This is a genomic window from Streptomyces afghaniensis (genome assembly GCF_044327915.1).
GTDB lineage: Bacteria > Actinomycetota > Actinomycetes > Streptomycetales > Streptomycetaceae > Streptomyces > Streptomyces afghaniensis.
The window spans coordinates 180,489-197,850 of the sequence record NZ_JBIRGJ010000006.1; the positions used below are offsets into that span (position 1 = coordinate 180,489).

Annotated in this window: 17 protein-coding genes; 13 read left to right on the forward strand and 4 right to left on the reverse strand. The window is 69.5% G+C overall.

Annotated elements, in window-relative coordinates; translation table 11 throughout:
- Nucleotides 1-17: 17 nt before the first annotated feature.
- On the reverse strand, nucleotides 18-1,070 hold the full coding sequence (locus tag ACH4G3_RS23275; RefSeq protein WP_397626335.1) for a chitinase: 1,053 nt from the start codon (nucleotides 1,068-1,070) through the stop codon (nucleotides 18-20).
- Between the two features lie 295 nt (nucleotides 1,071-1,365).
- On the opposite strand from ACH4G3_RS23275, the gene ACH4G3_RS23280 reads away from it, so the two are divergent.
- Nucleotides 1,366-2,061, forward strand: a complete 696-nt coding sequence (locus ACH4G3_RS23280; protein WP_397626336.1) for a demethylmenaquinone methyltransferase — start codon at nucleotides 1,366-1,368, stop codon at nucleotides 2,059-2,061.
- A gap of 3 nt (nucleotides 2,062-2,064) precedes the next feature.
- Here the strand turns inward: ACH4G3_RS23280 and ACH4G3_RS23285 are convergent, their stop codons facing one another.
- Nucleotides 2,065-2,376 (reverse strand): PASTA domain-containing protein, encoded by a 312-nt coding sequence (locus tag ACH4G3_RS23285; protein ID WP_397626337.1) that lies wholly within the window; start codon nucleotides 2,374-2,376, stop codon nucleotides 2,065-2,067.
- Nucleotides 2,377-2,614: 238 nt separating this feature from the next.
- On the opposite strand from ACH4G3_RS23285, the gene ACH4G3_RS23290 reads away from it, so the two are divergent.
- Entirely contained in the window at nucleotides 2,615-3,907 is a 1,293-nt protein-coding gene (locus tag ACH4G3_RS23290; RefSeq protein ID WP_397626338.1) for a geranylgeranyl reductase family protein, read from the forward strand.
- A 62-nt stretch (nucleotides 3,908-3,969) separates the two neighbouring features.
- Here ACH4G3_RS23290 and def read toward each other — a convergent pair whose 3' ends face one another.
- Together def and ACH4G3_RS23300 are read right to left on the reverse strand one after the other, a co-directional pair.
- Nucleotides 3,970-4,596, reverse strand: coding sequence for a peptide deformylase (gene def, locus ACH4G3_RS23295; protein ID WP_397626339.1), 627 nt, complete (start codon nucleotides 4,594-4,596; stop codon nucleotides 3,970-3,972).
- A gap of 310 nt (nucleotides 4,597-4,906) precedes the next feature.
- Complete coding sequence (locus ACH4G3_RS23300; RefSeq protein ID WP_397626340.1) at nucleotides 4,907-5,746, reverse strand: C40 family peptidase; 840 nt, start codon at nucleotides 5,744-5,746, stop codon at nucleotides 4,907-4,909.
- 724 nt (nucleotides 5,747-6,470) lie between these two features.
- Here ACH4G3_RS23300 and ACH4G3_RS23305 point away from each other — a divergent pair.
- Genes ACH4G3_RS23305 through nuoK form a run of 11 tightly spaced genes read left to right on the forward strand, consistent with a single transcriptional unit; the run spans nucleotide 6,471 to nucleotide 17,348 of the window.
- Nucleotides 6,471-6,830, forward strand: a complete 360-nt coding sequence (locus ACH4G3_RS23305; protein ID WP_003974383.1) for an NADH-quinone oxidoreductase subunit A — start codon at nucleotides 6,471-6,473, stop codon at nucleotides 6,828-6,830.
- Between the two features lie 13 nt (nucleotides 6,831-6,843).
- A complete protein-coding gene (locus ACH4G3_RS23310) occupies nucleotides 6,844-7,398 on the forward strand; it encodes a NuoB/complex I 20 kDa subunit family protein (RefSeq protein WP_010041554.1) in 555 nt (184 codons plus the stop codon).
- Nucleotides 7,395-8,156: an NADH-quinone oxidoreductase subunit C gene (locus ACH4G3_RS23315; protein WP_397626341.1), complete on the forward strand. Its 762-nt coding sequence runs from the start codon at nucleotides 7,395-7,397 to the stop codon at nucleotides 8,154-8,156. The genes ACH4G3_RS23310 and ACH4G3_RS23315 overlap by 4 nt, the downstream gene beginning before the upstream one ends.
- Nucleotides 8,153-9,499, forward strand: coding sequence for an NADH-quinone oxidoreductase subunit D (locus ACH4G3_RS23320; RefSeq protein WP_397626342.1), 1,347 nt, complete (start codon nucleotides 8,153-8,155; stop codon nucleotides 9,497-9,499). Before ACH4G3_RS23315 ends, ACH4G3_RS23320 begins: the two co-directional genes overlap by 4 nt.
- Nucleotides 9,496-10,356: an NADH-quinone oxidoreductase subunit NuoE gene (gene nuoE, locus ACH4G3_RS23325; RefSeq protein WP_397626343.1), complete on the forward strand. Its 861-nt coding sequence runs from the start codon at nucleotides 9,496-9,498 to the stop codon at nucleotides 10,354-10,356. The genes ACH4G3_RS23320 and nuoE overlap by 4 nt, the downstream gene beginning before the upstream one ends.
- Complete coding sequence (gene nuoF / locus ACH4G3_RS23330; RefSeq protein ID WP_397626344.1) at nucleotides 10,356-11,702, forward strand: NADH-quinone oxidoreductase subunit NuoF; 1,347 nt, start codon at nucleotides 10,356-10,358, stop codon at nucleotides 11,700-11,702. Before nuoE ends, nuoF begins: the two co-directional genes overlap by 1 nt.
- Nucleotides 11,699-14,203, forward strand: a complete 2,505-nt coding sequence (locus ACH4G3_RS23335) for an NADH-quinone oxidoreductase subunit G (RefSeq protein WP_397626345.1) — start codon at nucleotides 11,699-11,701, stop codon at nucleotides 14,201-14,203. The genes nuoF and ACH4G3_RS23335 overlap by 4 nt, the downstream gene beginning before the upstream one ends.
- Nucleotides 14,200-15,579, forward strand: coding sequence for an NADH-quinone oxidoreductase subunit NuoH (gene nuoH / locus ACH4G3_RS23340; protein WP_397626346.1), 1,380 nt, complete (start codon nucleotides 14,200-14,202; stop codon nucleotides 15,577-15,579). The genes ACH4G3_RS23335 and nuoH overlap by 4 nt, the downstream gene beginning before the upstream one ends.
- The gene (nuoI, locus tag ACH4G3_RS23345) at nucleotides 15,572-16,213 is read left to right on the forward strand and encodes an NADH-quinone oxidoreductase subunit NuoI (protein WP_274818317.1); all 642 of its coding nucleotides are present in this window, start codon (nucleotides 15,572-15,574) and stop codon (nucleotides 16,211-16,213) included. Before nuoH ends, nuoI begins: the two co-directional genes overlap by 8 nt.
- Nucleotides 16,210-17,052, forward strand: coding sequence for an NADH-quinone oxidoreductase subunit J (locus ACH4G3_RS23350; protein WP_397626347.1), 843 nt, complete (start codon nucleotides 16,210-16,212; stop codon nucleotides 17,050-17,052). Before nuoI ends, ACH4G3_RS23350 begins: the two co-directional genes overlap by 4 nt.
- On the forward strand, nucleotides 17,049-17,348 hold the full coding sequence (gene nuoK / locus ACH4G3_RS23355; protein ID WP_003992252.1) for an NADH-quinone oxidoreductase subunit NuoK: 300 nt from the start codon (nucleotides 17,049-17,051) through the stop codon (nucleotides 17,346-17,348). The genes ACH4G3_RS23350 and nuoK overlap by 4 nt, the downstream gene beginning before the upstream one ends.
- Nucleotides 17,349-17,362: the final 14 nt, after the last annotated feature.

Here is a 17,362-nt window from a genome sequence, read left to right on the forward strand (position 1 = left end):
TCGGTCCGCTTGATCCGTCAGCCCGCGAAGGCCTCCCCGAACGCCCCCGAACGCTGCTTCACCCCGCTGCAATCGGTCGCCGGCCGGTCCGACGCGGAGCCGTCCGCGCACTGCCGGTCCCGCGCGGCCGACCACATCGACACCCAGCCGATGCCCTTCTCCTCGGCGAAGGCCCGGACCTCGGCCGCGTCGGCGAGCGTGAAGGTCTCGCCCTTGACGTCGTTGACGCCGATCATCGAGGTGAGCGCCATGCCCCGCCAGGCGACCGCGTCCGAGGTGCCGAAGACCTCCTTCAGCTGGGCGTGCGCGGCCTTGGCGGCCGAGAGCGCGTAGCCGCCCATGTCGCCGTCGTACGAGCTGCCGTAGTTCATCGTCATCAGGTTGACCGTGGCGACCTGTACGCCGTTGTCGTTGGCGGAGCCGAGCAGCGCCAGGCTGTCCTTGCCCAGGCCCGAGGGCATGACCGGGAGCGTGAAGGAGACCTCCAGATCCGTACGTTCCTTCTGGAGCAGCGCGATCGCCTTCGAGCGCAGGTCGACGGAGGCGGAGTCGGCCAGTTCGTCGCCCTCGACGTCGAAGTCGGCCCGGGTGGCACCGGCCGCGTCGAGGGCCTTGCCGTACGCCGCCGCCAGTTCCGTCGCGCTGTCGCACACCGCCGCGAGTTCCTTGCCGGAGGCGCCGCCGAAGGAGACCCGGACCTGGCCGCCGTCCTTCACCAGTCGCGCGATCCGGGACTTCACCGCCGAGTCGTCGATCGCGTGGCTGCCGTCCCAGCGCGGGGTGCAGTCGTCGCCGTCGGCCAGGACGAAGGCCAGGTTGTACGTCGTCGGGGAGCCGGCCGAGTCCGTGCCGGCGGCATCGGTGGCGCTGACGTACGGGGCGTACGCGGTGCCGGTCCCGGCAGGGGGCGAGGTGCCGGTCCCGGCAGGGGACGAGGTGCTGGGGGCGGCTGTCGCCGAGGGCGCCGGGCGTGCTCGGTCGACCGGTTCGGCCTGTTCGGAGCACCCCGTGGTGACCAGGGCGAGCAGGCCGCCCAGCCCGACCGCCGCCGGTTTCCGGTAACTCCTCATGGCGCACGCTCCCGTTCTCCTGATGTGACTGTCCGCGGTTCAAGACCCCATACGTTTCCCGGCCGCAAACGTCTCACAAGCACATAAACGCCTCCTGGTGTCCGGGGAATGCGTTCCGGGCCTGCCCTCGAAAGCCGCGTCACCCGCGGTCGCCGCCGCAAACGCGGCAATGAGCCCGCAGAAGGGCCCGTGTTCGCTGACAACTCCGGACGCTGCTGTCCGGGTGGGTGCAGGACGTGGCGGCGCGGCGCAAGCCGCGGCTTCTCCCGGGCGGGCGTACTGCAACAATGGGCCCGTGACCCGCGCATCCCTGGACAAGCAGCCGCACGAAGTCGCCTCGATGTTCGACGACGTGGCGGAACGGTACGACCTGACCAACGACGTGCTGTCCCTCGGCCAGGACCGGCGATGGCGCAAGGAGGTCGCCAAGGCGGTCGACGCGCGCCCCGCGCAGAAGGTCCTCGACCTGGCGGCGGGCACGGGCACGTCCTCGCTGCCCTTCTCCCGCACGGGCGCCTACGTCGTCCCCTGCGACTTCTCCCAGGGCATGCTCAAGGTCGGCAAGCAGCGGCAGCCCTGGCTGCCCTACACCGCCGGGGACGCGACGCGGCTCCCCTTCAGGGACGACACCTTCGACGCCGTCACCATCTCCTTCGGGCTGCGCAACGTGCAGGACACGGACGCCGCCCTGCGGGAGATGTACCGGGTGACCCGGCCCGGCGGGCGGGTCGTGATCTGCGAGTTCTCGCACCCGACCTGGCCGCCGCTGCGCACCGTCTACACCGAGTACCTGATGCGCGCCCTGCCGCCGGTGGCGCGGGCCGTGTCCTCCAGCCCCGACGCCTACGTCTACCTCGCCGAGTCCATCCGGGCCTGGCCCGACCAGCCCGCGCTGGCCGAGCGGCTGGGCAAGGCCGGCTGGTCCCGGGTGGCCTGGCGCAACCTGAGCGGCGGCATCGTCGCCCTGCACCGGGGCTTCAAGGAGAGCTGACCCCTACGGGGAGCTGAGAGCCGGGTACGGGTCGCCGGGCTCGTCCAGCTCCCGCTGGAGACCGCCCCTGGGCGGCCTCGGGAGCCGCGGTTCGTGCACGCCCCCGCCGCCCTCGCCGGGGCCGAAGTCGAACCACACGTAGACCATCGAGTCCCGCGGCACCTCGGCACCGGGGTGCGGGTACTGGCGGACGACGTAGTCGACGACGGCGAGATGGATGTCGGGCCGGTCCGGTGCGTTGAGGAGCAGGCCCTGCGCCCGGGCCGTCTCACGCGCGTCCACGGCCATCAGGCCCACCAGTCGCGGTACACGCACTCCGGGTGTTTTGCGGGATATGTGCACAGATGTCACCCCCAGCGGTACAGGAAGGGTAACTCCCGCTCCACAGCGGCCGGAAGCGACAGGTGTCTTTCTGTGACAGTCGACTACTCTCCGCTGCTGGACGCCCGGTTCGCGAAGGCGGCCCTTCAGCCGGGTGATCAGTGCCGCTGCATAGACTGCCCGTGTCCAGTGCCGGTCGGCACGCAGATTCCGAACTGGGGGAGATCCCGCCGTGACCGTCGTGACCGAGCCCCTCTCCGAGAACACCGCCGATGTGATCGTCGTGGGCGCGGGGCCGGCCGGCTCCACGACCGCCTACCACCTCGCCAAGGCGGGCCTCGACGTCCTTCTGCTGGAGAAGACCGAGTTCCCGCGCGAGAAGGTCTGCGGCGACGGCCTCACCCCACGCGCCGTCAAGCAGCTCGTGGCCATGGGCATCGACATCTCGGAGGAGGCCGGCTGGCTGCGCAACAAGGGCCTGCGCATCATCGGCGGCGGGGTGCGGCTCCAGCTCGACTGGCCGGATCTCGCCTCCTTCCCCGACTACGGCCTCGTCCGCAAGCGTGACGACTTCGACGAGCAGCTCGCCCGGCAGGCCCAGAAGGCGGGCGCCCGGCTGTTCGAGCGCTGCAACGTGGGCGCGCCGATCGTGGACGACCGCACGGGCCGTATCACCGGCGTGCACGCCAAGCTCGGCGAGGAGAAGCGCGAGGTCACCTTCCGCGCCCCGCTCGTCGTGGCCGCCGACGGCAACTCCACGCGCCTGTCCCTCGCGATGGGCCTGCACCGCCGCGAGGACCGCCCGATGGGCGTGGCCGTACGGACGTACTTCACCAGCCCGCGCCACGAGGACGACTACCTGGAGTCCTGGCTGGAACTGTGGGACCGCCGCGGCCCCGTGGACCGTCTCCTGCCCGGTTACGGCTGGATCTTCGGCATGGGCGACGGCACGTCCAACGTCGGTCTGGGTGTCCTCAACACCTCCGACTCCTTCAAGGAGCTGGACTGGCGCGAGGTCCTGAAGGCCTGGTGCGCGTCCATGCCGGAGGACTGGGGCTACACCCCCGACAACATGACCGGGCCCATCCGCGGCGCCGCCCTCCCCATGGCCTTCAACCGCCAGCCCCACTACACCAAGGGGCTGTTGCTGGTGGGTGACGCCGGCGGCCTGGTGAACCCCTTCAACGGCGAGGGCATCGCCTACGCCATGGAGTCCGGCCAGATCGCCGCCAACGTCATCGTCCAGGCGCACGCGCGGGCGACGCCGGCCGGCCGTGAGATGGCCCTCCAGCGCTACCCGCGCGTCCTCAAGGACACCTACGGCGGCTACTACACGCTCGGCCGTGCCTTCGTGAAGCTCATCGGCAACCCGAAGGTCATGCAGATCGCGGCCCAGCGCGGTCTCACGCACCCGATGCTGATGAGGTTCACGCTGAAGCTCCTCGCGAACCTCACCGACCCGACCGGCGGCGACGCGATGGACCGCATCATCAACGGGCTGAGCAGGGTGGCGCCGAAGGCCTGATCAGGCACTCACTCGCTCACTCGCGTACTCGGGCCTTCGGTGCCGAAGGCCCGATCAGCCGCTCAGCCGCTCAAGGCCGCGATGTTGGCGGCCCGGCGCGCGAACACCGCCTCGCGCCGGGCCGCCATCTGCCGCAGTGCTTCCTTGCGCTCCCGCCCGGACAGCCGGTCCAGGTACACCTGTCCGTTCACATGGTCGGTCTCGTGCTCCAGGCAGCGGGCGAAGTAGCCCGTGCCCTCGATGACGAGCGGTTCGCCGTCCCGGTCGTAGCCGCGCACCACGGCCCGGTCCGGACGCGGCAGGTCCATCGTGGCCCCCGGCACCGACAGGCATCCCTCGCCCTCGTCGAGCAGCCTCCGGTGAGCGGCGTCCAGCGGCTCCAGCACCGGGTTGACGATGTGCCCGACGTGCCGCACCCCCTCGTCGTCCGGGCAGTCGTACACGAACAGGCACAGATCGACCCCGACCTGGTTCGCCGCGAGTCCGGCACCGTCCGCGGTGTACATCGTCAGGAACATGTCGTCGATCAGCGCGGCGAGGTCCGGACCGAACTCGGTGACGTCCCGGCACGGCTTGTGCAGGACCCCCTCACCGACCTCGGTGATCCGCCGGACCCGGCCGCGCCGGGCCTCGGGCGCGAGCCTCGGGTACGAGTCGACGGGCCGTCCCTGTACGAAGACGCTCGGCATCTGTCTCTCCCTGTCTGCTGAGCATGCTGTGGGTGGCAGGGAACGGGCAGCTTCCGCCTCGGAAGCCCCTCCCCGCCCTCAGGGAGCATCACAGCAGAACACCCGCAGCGGTCCCAGCAGCAGTCCGGCCACACCCGCAGACGCCCCCTGACGGCCGCCAGGGAGCCGCCGGGGCCGTCGCCCAAGGAGTCAGGCCTCGCGGCCGCCGCGAGGCCTCCAGCGGCAGCCAGGCGCCTCGCCCCTCCTCCGGACATGCCGGGAGGGCCGCTGCCCCCGAGTGGCAGCGGCCCTCAAGCCCGTATGCGTGCGGTCAGAGGACGCGCACGGCGCCCGACGCCGGGTAGCCCGACAGGTCCTGGATGACGACGCCCTTGGACGGGTTGGCCGCGTCCAGGTACTGGCCGTCGCCGATGTAGACACCGACGTGGTACGCGGAGCCCTTGCCGCCCCAGTAGAGGATGTCGCCGACCTGGACGTCGGACAGCGGCACGTCCGTGCCGGCCATCGACTGGTCCTGCGAGACGCGCGGCAGGTCCACACCAACCTGCTTGTACGCGGCCTGCACGAGGGAGGAGCAGTCCCAGGCGTTGGGACCGGTGGCACCCATGACGTAGGCGTCGCCCACCTGAGCCTTCAGGAAGGCGATGACGGTCGCGACGCTGCCGCTGGAGGGCGCCGACACCGACGTGGAGGCGGACGCGGACGCGGAGGCGGAGAGCGTGGCACGGTCGGCGCTGCGCGTGGCGCGCTCGGCGGCGGCCTTGCGGGCGGCCTCGGCGGCCTTCTTCTTGGCCTCCGCCTTCTTCTTCGCCTCGGCGAGGTCCTTCTTGGCCTCAGCGGCGGCCTTGGCGGCGGCGGCGTCACGCTCGGCGCGCAGCTCGTAGTTCGCGGCCGCCTGCTGGGTGGCGGCGGCGGACTGGGCGACCTGAGCGGACATGTCGGCCGTCAGGGTGGGCAGTTCAATGGTCTGGGTGACCGGCTCGGCGGCGTTCGCCGAGGCCGACGCACCCGCCGCTGCCATGCTGAGAACGCCACCGGCAACTCCGGCACGCAGGGCGATCGAAGAGGTCGCGCTGCGGCGGGGCTTCCGGTGGCTGCGTATGTGAGCGGTGTGGGACATGGGAACAACCGGTACCAGGGGCTCCTTCATATCTTCAAGAAACGTGGGCTGCGCCACAGTTGTTCAATCGGGCCCTCAAAACCCCCGCCCGAGGCCCTTTATTGACGCCGTAACGGACATTGCGGGCGCACCGTGACCGGGCTGTGATCACGGTCTTTGATCAATACGCCCGAATTGCCCCGCGCCTACCATCGGTTGGGTTCATTGGCCAAGCCCCGTTCTCATGGATCTCTCATGCGTGTGACGGAGGTCACGGAACGGCTGCCATGGCGGGTGCGTCCGGGGCTGGAGATCACGGCCGGATCACGGCCTCGCGAAGATCGTGAACGGATGCACGCGTCCACACCCCGCTCCGCACGCCCTCTGACGTGTGAACGCGCCTCTATCAAGAGATCGATTCCATCGCCAATTTGCATGCAAGGGAACTCTCTTGATATTGAGACGCCCCCTCCGGCCTGCGCTGACGAGCCAAAATGTCACGTCTGGTGATCACTCGGACGCTTCGGGTGTGAAGATCACCGCTCATCCGACTTCATGATCGATCGTCAGGTGGTGGAGATCACAAAGCTTGTGCAATACCCCGTGTCGCAGATCACAGAGCGTCGGGCATAAGATGCACGCGGTTGGGCTTGTGACCTGCTTCACATGTTCCCGATCTTCGCCGGGGCGGGCGGGGTTCGAGGGACAGGTGGGCCGGATGTGAGCCCGACGCAAACCGCCAGCAGTCAGTGCCGACTGAGAGGAGCGAGGAGCGGTGAACGCTTATGCGCCCATCCTCGTACTGGGAGCCCTCGGGGCAGGCTTTGCGATCTTCTCCGTGGTCATGGCCACGTTGATCGGGCCCAAGCGGTACAACCGGGCCAAGCTCGAGGCCTACGAGTGCGGAATCGAGCCGACCCCCACGCCGGCCGGCGGCGGGCGCTTCCCGATCAAGTACTACCTGACGGCGATGCTCTTCATCATTTTCGATATCGAGATCGTCTTCCTCTACCCCTGGGCCGTCACCTTCGACGCCCTGGGGATTTTCGGGCTCGTGGAGATGCTGCTCTTCGTGCTCACCGTCTTCGTCGCGTACGCGTACGTATGGCGGCGCGGCGGCCTGGAATGGGACTGAGGGGCCACAAGTCATGGGACTCGAAGAAAAGCTGCCGAGCGGCTTCCTGCTGACCACCGTCGAGCAGGCCGCGGGCTGGGTGCGCAAGTCGTCCGTCTTCCCCGCCACCTTCGGCCTCGCCTGCTGCGCCATCGAGATGATGACCACCGGCGCGGGGCGATACGACCTGGCTCGCTTCGGCATGGAGGTCTTCCGGGGCTCACCGCGCCAGGCGGACCTGATGATCGTCGCCGGCCGGGTGAGCCAGAAGATGGCGCCGGTGCTGCGGCAGGTCTACGACCAGATGCCGAACCCCAAGTGGGTGATCTCCATGGGGGTCTGCGCCTCCTCCGGCGGCATGTTCAACAACTACGCCATCGTCCAGGGCGTCGACCACATCGTGCCGGTCGACATCTACCTCCCCGGCTGCCCGCCCCGGCCGGAGATGCTGATGGACGCCATCCTCAAGCTCCACCAGAAGATCCAGACCTCCAAGCTCGGCGTGAACGCCGAGGAGGCGGCCCGCGAGGCGGAGGAGGCGGCGCTCAAGGCCCTGCCCACGATCGAGATGAAGGGGCTGCTGCGGTGAGCGACGCGAACGGCACCAACGGCGCGAACGGGTCGAACGGGGTCAACCCCGAGAAGGACCTCTCCGCCTCCAACCTCCCCGGCCAGCGTGGTCAGGGCGGCGAGGAGATCCGAGTCCAGCGCGGCATGTTCGGCGCCAACAACGGCGGCGACACCTCCGGCTACGGCGGCCTGGTCCGCTCGGTCCGGCTCCCGGGACCGGCGACCCGCCCCTACGGCGGGTGGTTCGACGAGGTCGCCGACGAGCTGGAGGGCGCCCTGGAGGAGCAGGGACTCCTCCCCGGGAACGCCATCGAGAAGACGGTCGTCGACCGCGACGAGCTGACCTTCCACATCGAGCGCGAGCACCTGGTCCGCGTCGCGCGCACCCTGCGCGACGACCCGGCCCTGCGCTTCGAGCTGTGCACCGGCGTCAGCGGCGTCCACTACCCGAACGACAAGGGCCGCGAGCTGCACGCCGTCTACCACCTGCGCTCGATCACCCACAACCGGCTGATCCGCCTGGAGGTCAGCTGCCCCGACAGCGACCCGCACATCCCGTCGCTGTTCTCGGTCTATCCGACGAACGACTGGCACGAGCGCGAGACGTACGACTTCTTCGGCATCGTCTTCGACGGCCACCCCGCCCTGACACGGATCATGATGCCGGACGACTGGCAGGGCTTTGCGCAGCGCAAGGACTATCCCCTCGGCGGCATCCCCGTCGAGTACAAGGGCGCCCAGATCCCGGCTCCGGACCAGCGGAGGTCGTACTCATGAGCACGTCGCACGCATCCGACGCCGCCGCCGCGGCCGCCGCGGCGCGCGAGACCACCGAGGGCACCGTCTACACGGTCACCGGCGGCGACTGGGACGAGGTCGTCCAGTCCGCGGCCCGCGCCGACGACGAGCGCATCGTCGTGAACATGGGCCCGCAGCACCCGTCCACGCACGGCGTGCTCCGCCTGATCCTGGAGATCGACGGCGAGACCGTCACCGAGGCCCGCTGCGGCATCGGCTACCTGCACACCGGCATCGAGAAGAACCTCGAGTACCGGACGTGGACGCAGGGCACCACGTTCGTGACGCGCATGGACTACCTGACGCCGTTCTTCAACGAGACGGCGTACTGCCTCGGCGTCGAGAAGCTCCTCGGCATCGAGGACCAGATCCCGGACCGCGCCTCGATCATCCGCGTGCTCCTGATGGAGCTGAACCGGCTGTCGTCGCACCTGGTGTGCATCGCCACCGGCGGCATGGAGCTCGGCGCCACCACGATCATGATCTACGGGTTCCGTGATCGTGAACTCATTCTCGATATCTACGAGCTGATCACCGGCCTGCGGATGAACCACGCGTACATCCGTCCCGGCGGACTCGCCCAGGACCTGCCGCCCGGCGCGGTGGACCAGATCCGCGAGTTCGTGAAGAAGATGAAGAAGAACCTCCCGGAGTACGACAAGCTCGCCACCGGGAACCCCATCTTCAAGGCCCGCATGCAGGACATCGGCTACCTCGACCTGGCCGGCTGCATGGCCCTCGGCGCCACCGGCCCGATCCTGCGCTCCGCCGGCCTGCCGCACGACCTGCGCAAGACGCAGCCCTACTGCGGCTACGAGACGTACGACTTCGACATCCCGACCGCCGACACCTGCGACGCCTACGGCCGCTTCCTCATCCGCCTGGAGGAGATGCGGCAGTCGCTCAGGATCGTCGAGCAGTGCCTGGACCGGCTCCAGCCCGGCCCGGTCATGGTCGCCGACAAGAAGATCGCCTGGCCGGCCCAGCTCGCCCTGGGACCCGACGGGCTCGGCAACTCCCTCGACCACATCAAGAAGATCATGGGCACCTCCATGGAGGCCCTGATCCACCACTTCAAGCTGGTCACCGAGGGCTTCCGCGTCCCGCCGGGACAGGCGTACGCGGCGGTCGAGTCGCCCAAGGGCGAACTCGGGGTGCACGTCGTGTCCGACGGCGGCACCCGCCCCTACCGGGTCCACTTCCGCGACCCGTCCTTCACCAACCTGCAGGCCATGGCGGCGATGTGCGAGGGCGGCCAGGTCGCCGACGTCATCGTCGCCGTCGCGTCCATCGACCCCGTGATGGGAGGCGTCGACCGGTGACCACCTCTTCTTCCGAGCGGGGCGTCAGCCTGGGCATGCCCGAACTGCCCGCACCCGCCTACCCGGACGACGTCCGGGCCCGTCTGGAGACCGACGCGCGCGAGATCATCGCCCGCTACCCGGACTCCCGCTCCGCCCTCCTGCCGCTGCTGCACCTCGTGCAGTCCGAGGAGGGGCACGTCACGCGGACCGGCATGCAGTTCTGCGCGGACATGCTCGGCCTCACCACGGCCGAGGTCACCGCCGTCGCCACCTTCTACACCATGTACCGGCGCCGGCCGAGCGGTGACTACCAGGTCGGGGTGTGCACCAACACCCTGTGCGCCGTGATGGGCGGGGACGCGATCTTCGAGGAGCTCCAGGAGCACCTGGGCGTCGGCAACGGCGAGACCACCGACGACGGCAAGGTCACGCTGGAGCACATCGAGTGCAACGCGGCCTGCGACTTCGCGCCGGTCGTGATGGTCAACTGGGAGTTCTTCGACAACCAGACCCCGGCGAGCGCCAGGCGCCTCGTCGACGACCTGCGCGCGGGCCGGCCGGTCACGCCCACGCGCGGGGCGCCGATGTGCACCTTCAAGGAGACCGCCCGGGTCCTGGCCGGTTTCCCGGACGAGCGGGACGGGGCCGTCGAGTCCGGGGGAAGCGCGGGACCCGCCTCCCTGGTCGGCCTGAAGCTCGCCAAGGGCGAGTCCGCTCCCGCGCGCGTGGTGCATCCGCGCGGTGAGGCACCCCGGGACGACAAGCCGCACGAGCCGTCACCGACGGAGCACTTGAGCTCGCACGACGCGCCGCAGGACACGTCGGCCTCCGACCCCGCCCACCCGGCCGGGCCTGTAGCCGAGGAGGGGGAGTGATGACCTTGGCACCCGAGCTGAAAGACATGAGCCCCGAGAAGCTGCTCGCACCGGTCCTGTCGGCCTTCTGGGACGAGGACAGGTCCTGGACGCTGGACGTGTACCGAAGGCACGACGGCTACGAGGGGCTTCGCAAGGCGCTCGCCATGTCGCCGGACGACGTGATCGCGTACGTCAAGGAGTCCGGTCTGCGCGGGCGCGGCGGCGCGGGATTTCCCACGGGGATGAAGTGGCAGTTCATCCCTCAGGGAGATGGAAAGCCGCACTATCTAGTTGTCAACGCCGACGAGTCGGAGCCCGGGACGTGCAAGGACATCCCGCTCCTCTTCGCGAACCCGCACAGCCTCATCGAGGGCATGATCATCGCGTGTTACGCCATCAGGTCTTCGCATGCCTTCATCTATCTGCGTGGTGAAGTCGTACCGGTGCTGCGGCGGTTGCACTCTGCCGTACGCGAGGCGTACGAGGCGGGCTTCCTCGGCGAGAACATCCTGGGCAGCGGACTCGATCTCGACATCACCGTGCACGCGGGCGCGGGCGCGTACATCTGTGGTGAGGAGACCGCACTGCTCGACTCGCTCGAAGGCCGCCGGGGTCAACCGCGGCTTCGTCCCCCCTTTCCTGCCGTCGCGGGCCTGTATGCGTGCCCGACTGTGGTGAACAACGTCGAATCGATCGCGTCGGTTCCCGCGATCATGAACCGGGGCAAGGAATGGTTCCGGTCGATGGGGAGTGAGAAGTCGCCCGGCTTCACGCTCTACTCCCTGTCCGGCCATGTCGCCAGCCCCGGCCAGTACGAGGCGCCGCTCGGGATCACGCTCCGCCAGCTCCTCGACATGAGCGGCGGGATGCGCCCCGGGCACCGCCTCAAGTTCTGGACGCCGGGCGGCTCCTCGACCCCGATGTTCACCGACGAGCATCTCGACGTCCCTCTTGATTACGAAGGAGTGGGCGCCGCGGGTTCCATGCTCGGCACAAAAGCCCTCCAGTGCTTCGACGAGACGACCTGCGTGGTGCGGGCCGTGACGCGCTGGACGGAGTTCTACGCCCACGAGTCCTGCGGCAAGTGCACGCCCTGCCGCGAAGGGACCTACTGGCTCGTGCAGTTGCTGCGCGACATCGAGGCCGGCAAGGGACGGATGTCCGACCTCGACAAGCTGAACGACATCGCCGACAACATCAACGGCAAGTCCTTCTGCGCCCTCGGCGACGGCGCCGCCTCGCCGATCTTCTCCTCGCTCAAGTACTTCCGCGAGGAGTACGAGCAGCACATCACGGGCCGGGGATGCCCCTTCGACCCGGCCAAGTCGACGGCCTGGGCCGACCGCACGGAGGTGAACGCATGACCGTGACCACCAGCGCTCCCTCAGGCGGGGGAGAGGCGGCGGTCCCGCCGGAGGACCTCGTGACGCTGACGATCGACGGCGTGGAGATCAGCGTGCCCAAGGGCACCCTGGTCATCCGGGCCGCCGAACAGCTCGGCATCGAGATCCCCCGGTTCTGCGACCACCCCCTCCTCGACCCGGCCGGCGCCTGCCGGCAGTGCATCGTCGAGGTCGAGGGCCAGCGCAAGCCGATGGCCTCCTGCACCATCACCTGCACCGACGGGATGGTGGTCAAGACCCACCTCACCTCGCCGGTGGCGGAGAAGGCCCAGAAGGGTGTGATGGAGCTCCTGCTCATCAACCACCCCCTGGACTGCCCTGTCTGCGACAAGGGCGGCGAGTGCCCGCTGCAGAACCAGGCCATGTCGCACGGCGACGCCGACTCCCGCTTCGAGGGCCGCAAGCGGACCTATGAGAAGCCCGTCCCGATCTCCACGCAGGTGCTGCTCGACCGCGAGCGGTGCGTGCTGTGCGCCCGCTGCACCCGGTTCTCCAACCAGGTCGCGGGCGACCCGATGATCGAGCTGATCGAGCGGGGCGCCCTCCAGCAGGTAGGCACCGGCGAGGGCGACCCGTTCGAGTCGTACTTCTCCGGCAACACCATCCAGATCTGCCCCGTGGGAGCGCTGACCTCGGCGGCGTACCGATTCCGCTCCCGCCCCTTCGACCTGGTCTCTTCCCCGTCGGTGTGCGAGCACTGCTCCGGCGGCTGCGCCACGCGCACCGACCACCGGCGCGGCAAGGTCATGCGGCGGCTCGCGGCGAACGACCCCGAGGTCAACGAGGAGTGGATCTGCGACAAGGGGCGGTTCGCGTTCCGGTACGCGCAGCAGCGGGACCGGCTGGAGACGCCGCTGGTACGCAACGCCGAGGGTGAACTGGAACCGGCCTCCTGGCCGGAGGCGCTCCAGATCGCGGCCCAGGGGCTGCTGGCCTCCCGGGGCCGCACCGGCGTCCTGACCGGCGGACGGCTCACCATCGAGGACGCCTACGCGTACAGCAAGTTCGCGCGCGTGGCGCTCGACACCAACGACATCGACTTCCGCGCGCGCGTGCACAGCAGCGAGGAGGCCGACTTCCTCGCCGCGCAGATCGCCGGGCGCGGCCGGGACCTCGACGGCACGGGCGTCACGTACACCGCGCTGGAGAAGGCCCCCGCCGTCCTGCTGGTCGGTTTCGAGGCGGAGGAGGAGGCGCCCGGCGTCTTCCTGCGTCTGCGCAAGGCCTGGCGGAAGCACGGGCAGAAGGTCTTCTCCCTGGCCACGCACGCCACGCGCGGTCTGGAGAAGGCCGGTGGGACGCTGCTGCCGGCCGCCCCCGGCACCGAGACCGAGTGGCTGGACGCGCTCGCGAGCAACGTCGGCCTGGAGGGCGATGGCGCCGCGGCCGCCGAGGCGCTGCGCGCCGAGGGCGCCGTGATCGTCGTCGGTGAGCGGCTGGCCGCGGTGGCCGGCGGTCTCACCGCCGCCGTGCGCATCTCCTCAGCGACCGGTGCCCGGCTGGCGTGGATCCCGCGCCGTGCCGGGGAACGCGGCGCCATCGAGGCGGGCGCGCTGCCGTCGCTGCTGCCGGGCGGGCGTCCGGCCACCGACCCACGCGCGCGTGACGAGGTCGCCACCGTCTGGGGCGTGGCAGGCCTCCCGCACCGCTACGGCCGTGACACCGGCCAGATCGTGGAGGCCGCCGCGACCGGCGAACTCCAGGCCCTGCTGGTGGCGGGCGTCGAGATCGCCGACCTGCCCGACCCGGCACGCGCGCGTGCGGCACTCGACGAGGTCGGCTTCCTGGTCTCGCTCGAACTGCGGCCCGGCGAGATCACCCGCAAGGCGGATGTCGTCCTGCCCGTCGCCGCGGTCGCCGAGAAGGCCGGCACCTTCCTCAACTGGGAAGGCCGGGTCCGCTTCTTCGAGGCCGCGCTCAAGCCCGACCAGATGACCCGCCGTATGGCGCCCACCGACGCGCGCGTGCTGCAGATGGTGGCCGACGCCATGGACGTCCACCTCGGCCTGCCCGATCTGCGCACTGTACGGGCGGAGATCGACCGGCTCGGCGCCTGGGACGGCCCGCGGGCCACCGAACCCCTGGAGACGGCGGGCGCCCTGCCCCGTCCGGCCGCCGGTGAGGCGGTGCTCGCCGGACACCGGCTGCTGCTCGACCAGGGCGTCCTCCAGCAGGGCGACGAGGCGCTCGCCGGCACCCGCCACGCCGCCCGCGCGCGTGTGTCGGCCGCGACGGCCGCCGAGGCGGGCGTCAAGGACGGCGACCTCCTCGCGGTGACCGGCCCCCAGGGAGTCGTCGAACTCCCGCTCCAGATCAGCGAGATGCCCGACCGGGTGGTGTGGCTCCCGCTGAACTCCACCGGCGGGGGCGTCGCCTCCGACGCAGGGGTGCGGCCCGGCTCCCTCGTCCGCATCGGCCCGGCGACCCTCGCCGGCGAGGCCCCCAAGGAGGTGGAGGCATGAGCCCGTCGTACCTCGCTGCTGAAGACCTCTCGATGTTCGGCACCGACCCCTGGTGGCTGGTGGTCATCAAGGCGGTGTTCTGCTTCGCCTTCCTGATGGTGACCGTGCTGATCTCCATCGTCATGGAGCGCAAGGTCGTCGCCTGGATGCAGCTGCGCATCGGCCCCAACCGGCACGGCCCCTGGGGCATGCTCCAGTCGCTCGCCGACGGCATCAAGCTGATGCTCAAGGAAGACGTCATCGTCAAGCGCGCGGACAAGGCCGTGTACGTCCTCGCGCCGATCGTCGCGGCCATCCCGGCCTTCATGGCGATCGCGGTGATCCCCTTCGGCCCGGCCGGCAACGAGATCTCGATCTTCGGCCAGCGCACCACGATGCAGCTCACCGACCTGCCGATCGCGATGCTCTACATCCTCGCGGTCGCCTCCGTCGGCATCTACGGCATCGTGCTGGCGGGCTGGAGCTCCGGATCGACGTATCCGCTGCTGGGGGGCTTGCGCTCCTGCGCGCAGATGATCTCGTACGAGATCGCGATGGGCGCCGCCTTCGCCTCCGTGTTCCTCTACTCGGGGTCGATGTCGACGTCGACGATCGTCGAGCAGCAGACCGACCGGTGGTACATCCTGCTGCTGCCGCTCTCCTTCGTCATCTACATCGTGACGATGGTCGGCGAGACCAACCGCGCCCCGTTCGACATGCCGGAGTCCGAGGGCGACCTGGTCGGCGGCTTCAACACCGAGTACTCGTCGATCAAGTTCGCGATGTTCATGCTCGCCGAGTACGTCAACATGGTGACCGTCTCGGCCGTCGCCACGACGCTGTTCCTGGGCGGCTGGCGGGCCCCCTGGCCGATCAGCACCTTCTGGGAGGGCGCGAACCACGGCTGGTGGCCGATGCTCTGGTTCACGGTCAAGGTCCAGTTGCTGCTGTTCATGTTCATCTGGATCCGCGGCACGCTCCCACGCGTCCGCTACGACCAGCTGATGAAGCTCGGCTGGAAGGTCCTCATCCCGGTCTCGCTGGTCTGGCTGATGCTCGTCGCCAGCGTGCGCGCCCTGCGGAACGAGGGCTACGACTTCGCCGACATCGCCCTCTACGTCGGCGGCGGCGTGCTGGCCCTGCTGGTGCTCTCCTTCGTCGTCGACATGTTCCGCGAGAAGACGAAGCAGGCCGAACAGCCGGCCGAGAGCCCGGCCGCCTTCGACCCGATGGCGGGCGGATTCCCCGTACCGCCACTGCCGGGACAGGAGCTGCCACCGGTCCCGCGACGCCGCTCGCGCCGTGAGCGGGAGCTGATTGTCAGTGGTGGGCCCGATACTCAGAGTGACGGATCTCTGGGCGGAACTACGGATGGAAAGGAGGCGTCCGATGGCTGAGGAACCGAAGGACACCAAGCCCGGTTTCCAGAACCCGGTGGCCGGTTTCGGCGTGACCTTCAAGGCCATGTTCAAGAAGCGGCTGACCGAGCAGTACCCGGAGCAGCAGAAGACCACGGCTCCGCGCTTCCACGGACGGCACCAGCTCAACCGCCATCCGGACGGCCTGGAGAAGTGCGTCGGCTGCGAACTGTGCGCGTGGGCCTGCCCCGCCGACGCGATCTACGTGGAGGGCGCGGACAACACCGACGAGGAGCGCTACTCGCCGGGCGAGCGGTACGGCCGCGTCTACCAGATCAACTACGCCCGCTGCATCCTGTGCGGCCTGTGCATCGAGGCGTGTCCCACGCGCGCGCTGACGATGACGAACGAGTTCGAGCTCGCCGACTCCAGCCGGGCCAACCTCATCTACACCAAGGAGCAGCTGCTCGCGGGTCTGGAGGAGGGCATGGTCGACACGCCCCACGCCATCTACCCGGGCACGGACGAACAGGACTACTACCGGGGCCTGGTCACCGAGGCCGCGCCCGGTACGGAGCGGCAGGTCGCCCACTCCAAGGGCGAGGTCGTCCAGGAGGCCGACTCGACCTTCGGCGGGACGGAACCGGCGTCAAAGAAGGTGATCGACCGATGACCACCCAGCTCGCCGCCTACTCCACCTCCACCGGAGAGGCCGTCCAGTTCTGGATCCTGGGCACGGTCGCGGTGATCGGCGCCCTGTGCACCATCCTCATGAAGAGGGCCGTGCACAGCGCGCTCTGCCTCGCCGGGACCATGATCATCCTGGCGGTGTTCTACCTCGCCAACGGCGCCTACTTCCTGGGCGTCGTACAGATCGTCGTCTACACCGGCGCGATCATGATGCTGTTCCTGTTCGTGGTGATGCTCGTCGGCGTCACCGCGGCGGATTCCCTGAAGGAGACCATCAAGGGCCAGCGCTGGCTGGCCCTGCTGTGCGGGCTCGGCTTCGGTGTCCTGCTGATCGGCGGCATCGGCAACGCATCCCTCAGCGAGTTCAACGGCATCGGCCAGGCCAACGCCGGCGGCAACGTGGAGGGCATCGCCACCCTCCTGTTCACCCGGTACGTCTTCGCGTTCGAGATCACCGGCGCCCTGCTCATCACGGCCGCCGTCGGCGCGATGGTGCTCACGCACCGCGAGCGCACCGAGCGCGCCAAGACGCAGCGCGAACTCTCCGAGGAGAGGGTCCGCGAAGGCAGGCAACTGCCGCCCCTGCCGGCCCCTGGTGTGTACGCCCGGCACAACGCGGTCGACATCGCGGGCCTGCTGCCCGACGGCACACCGTCCGACCTCACCGTCAGCAAGACGCTGCGGGAGCGGGGCCAGATCCGGGACGTGTCGCAGGAGGCGCTCAACGACCTGCGGGCCCTGGAGCAGCGTGCCGAGGAGCGCCTGGAGCGGAAGGCCATCGAGCCGACCACGTTCAAGCGGCCCGAGGAGGCGTCGAAGTGAACCCGGTCAACTATCTGTACCTCGCGGCCCTGTTGTTCACGATCGGCGCCACCGGCGTGCTGATCAGGCGCAACGCGATCGTCGTGTTCATGTGCATCGAGCTCATGCTCAACGCCTGCAACCTCGCGTTCGTCGCCTTCTCCCGGATGCACGGCAACCTCGACGGCCAGATCATCGCCTTCTTCACGATGGTCGTCGCCGCCGCGGAGGTCGTGGTCGGGCTCGCGATCATCGTGTCCCTGTTCCGCGCCCGTCACTCGGCCTCGGTCGACGACGCCAGCCTGATGAAGCTGTAAGGGGTCGGAAGAAT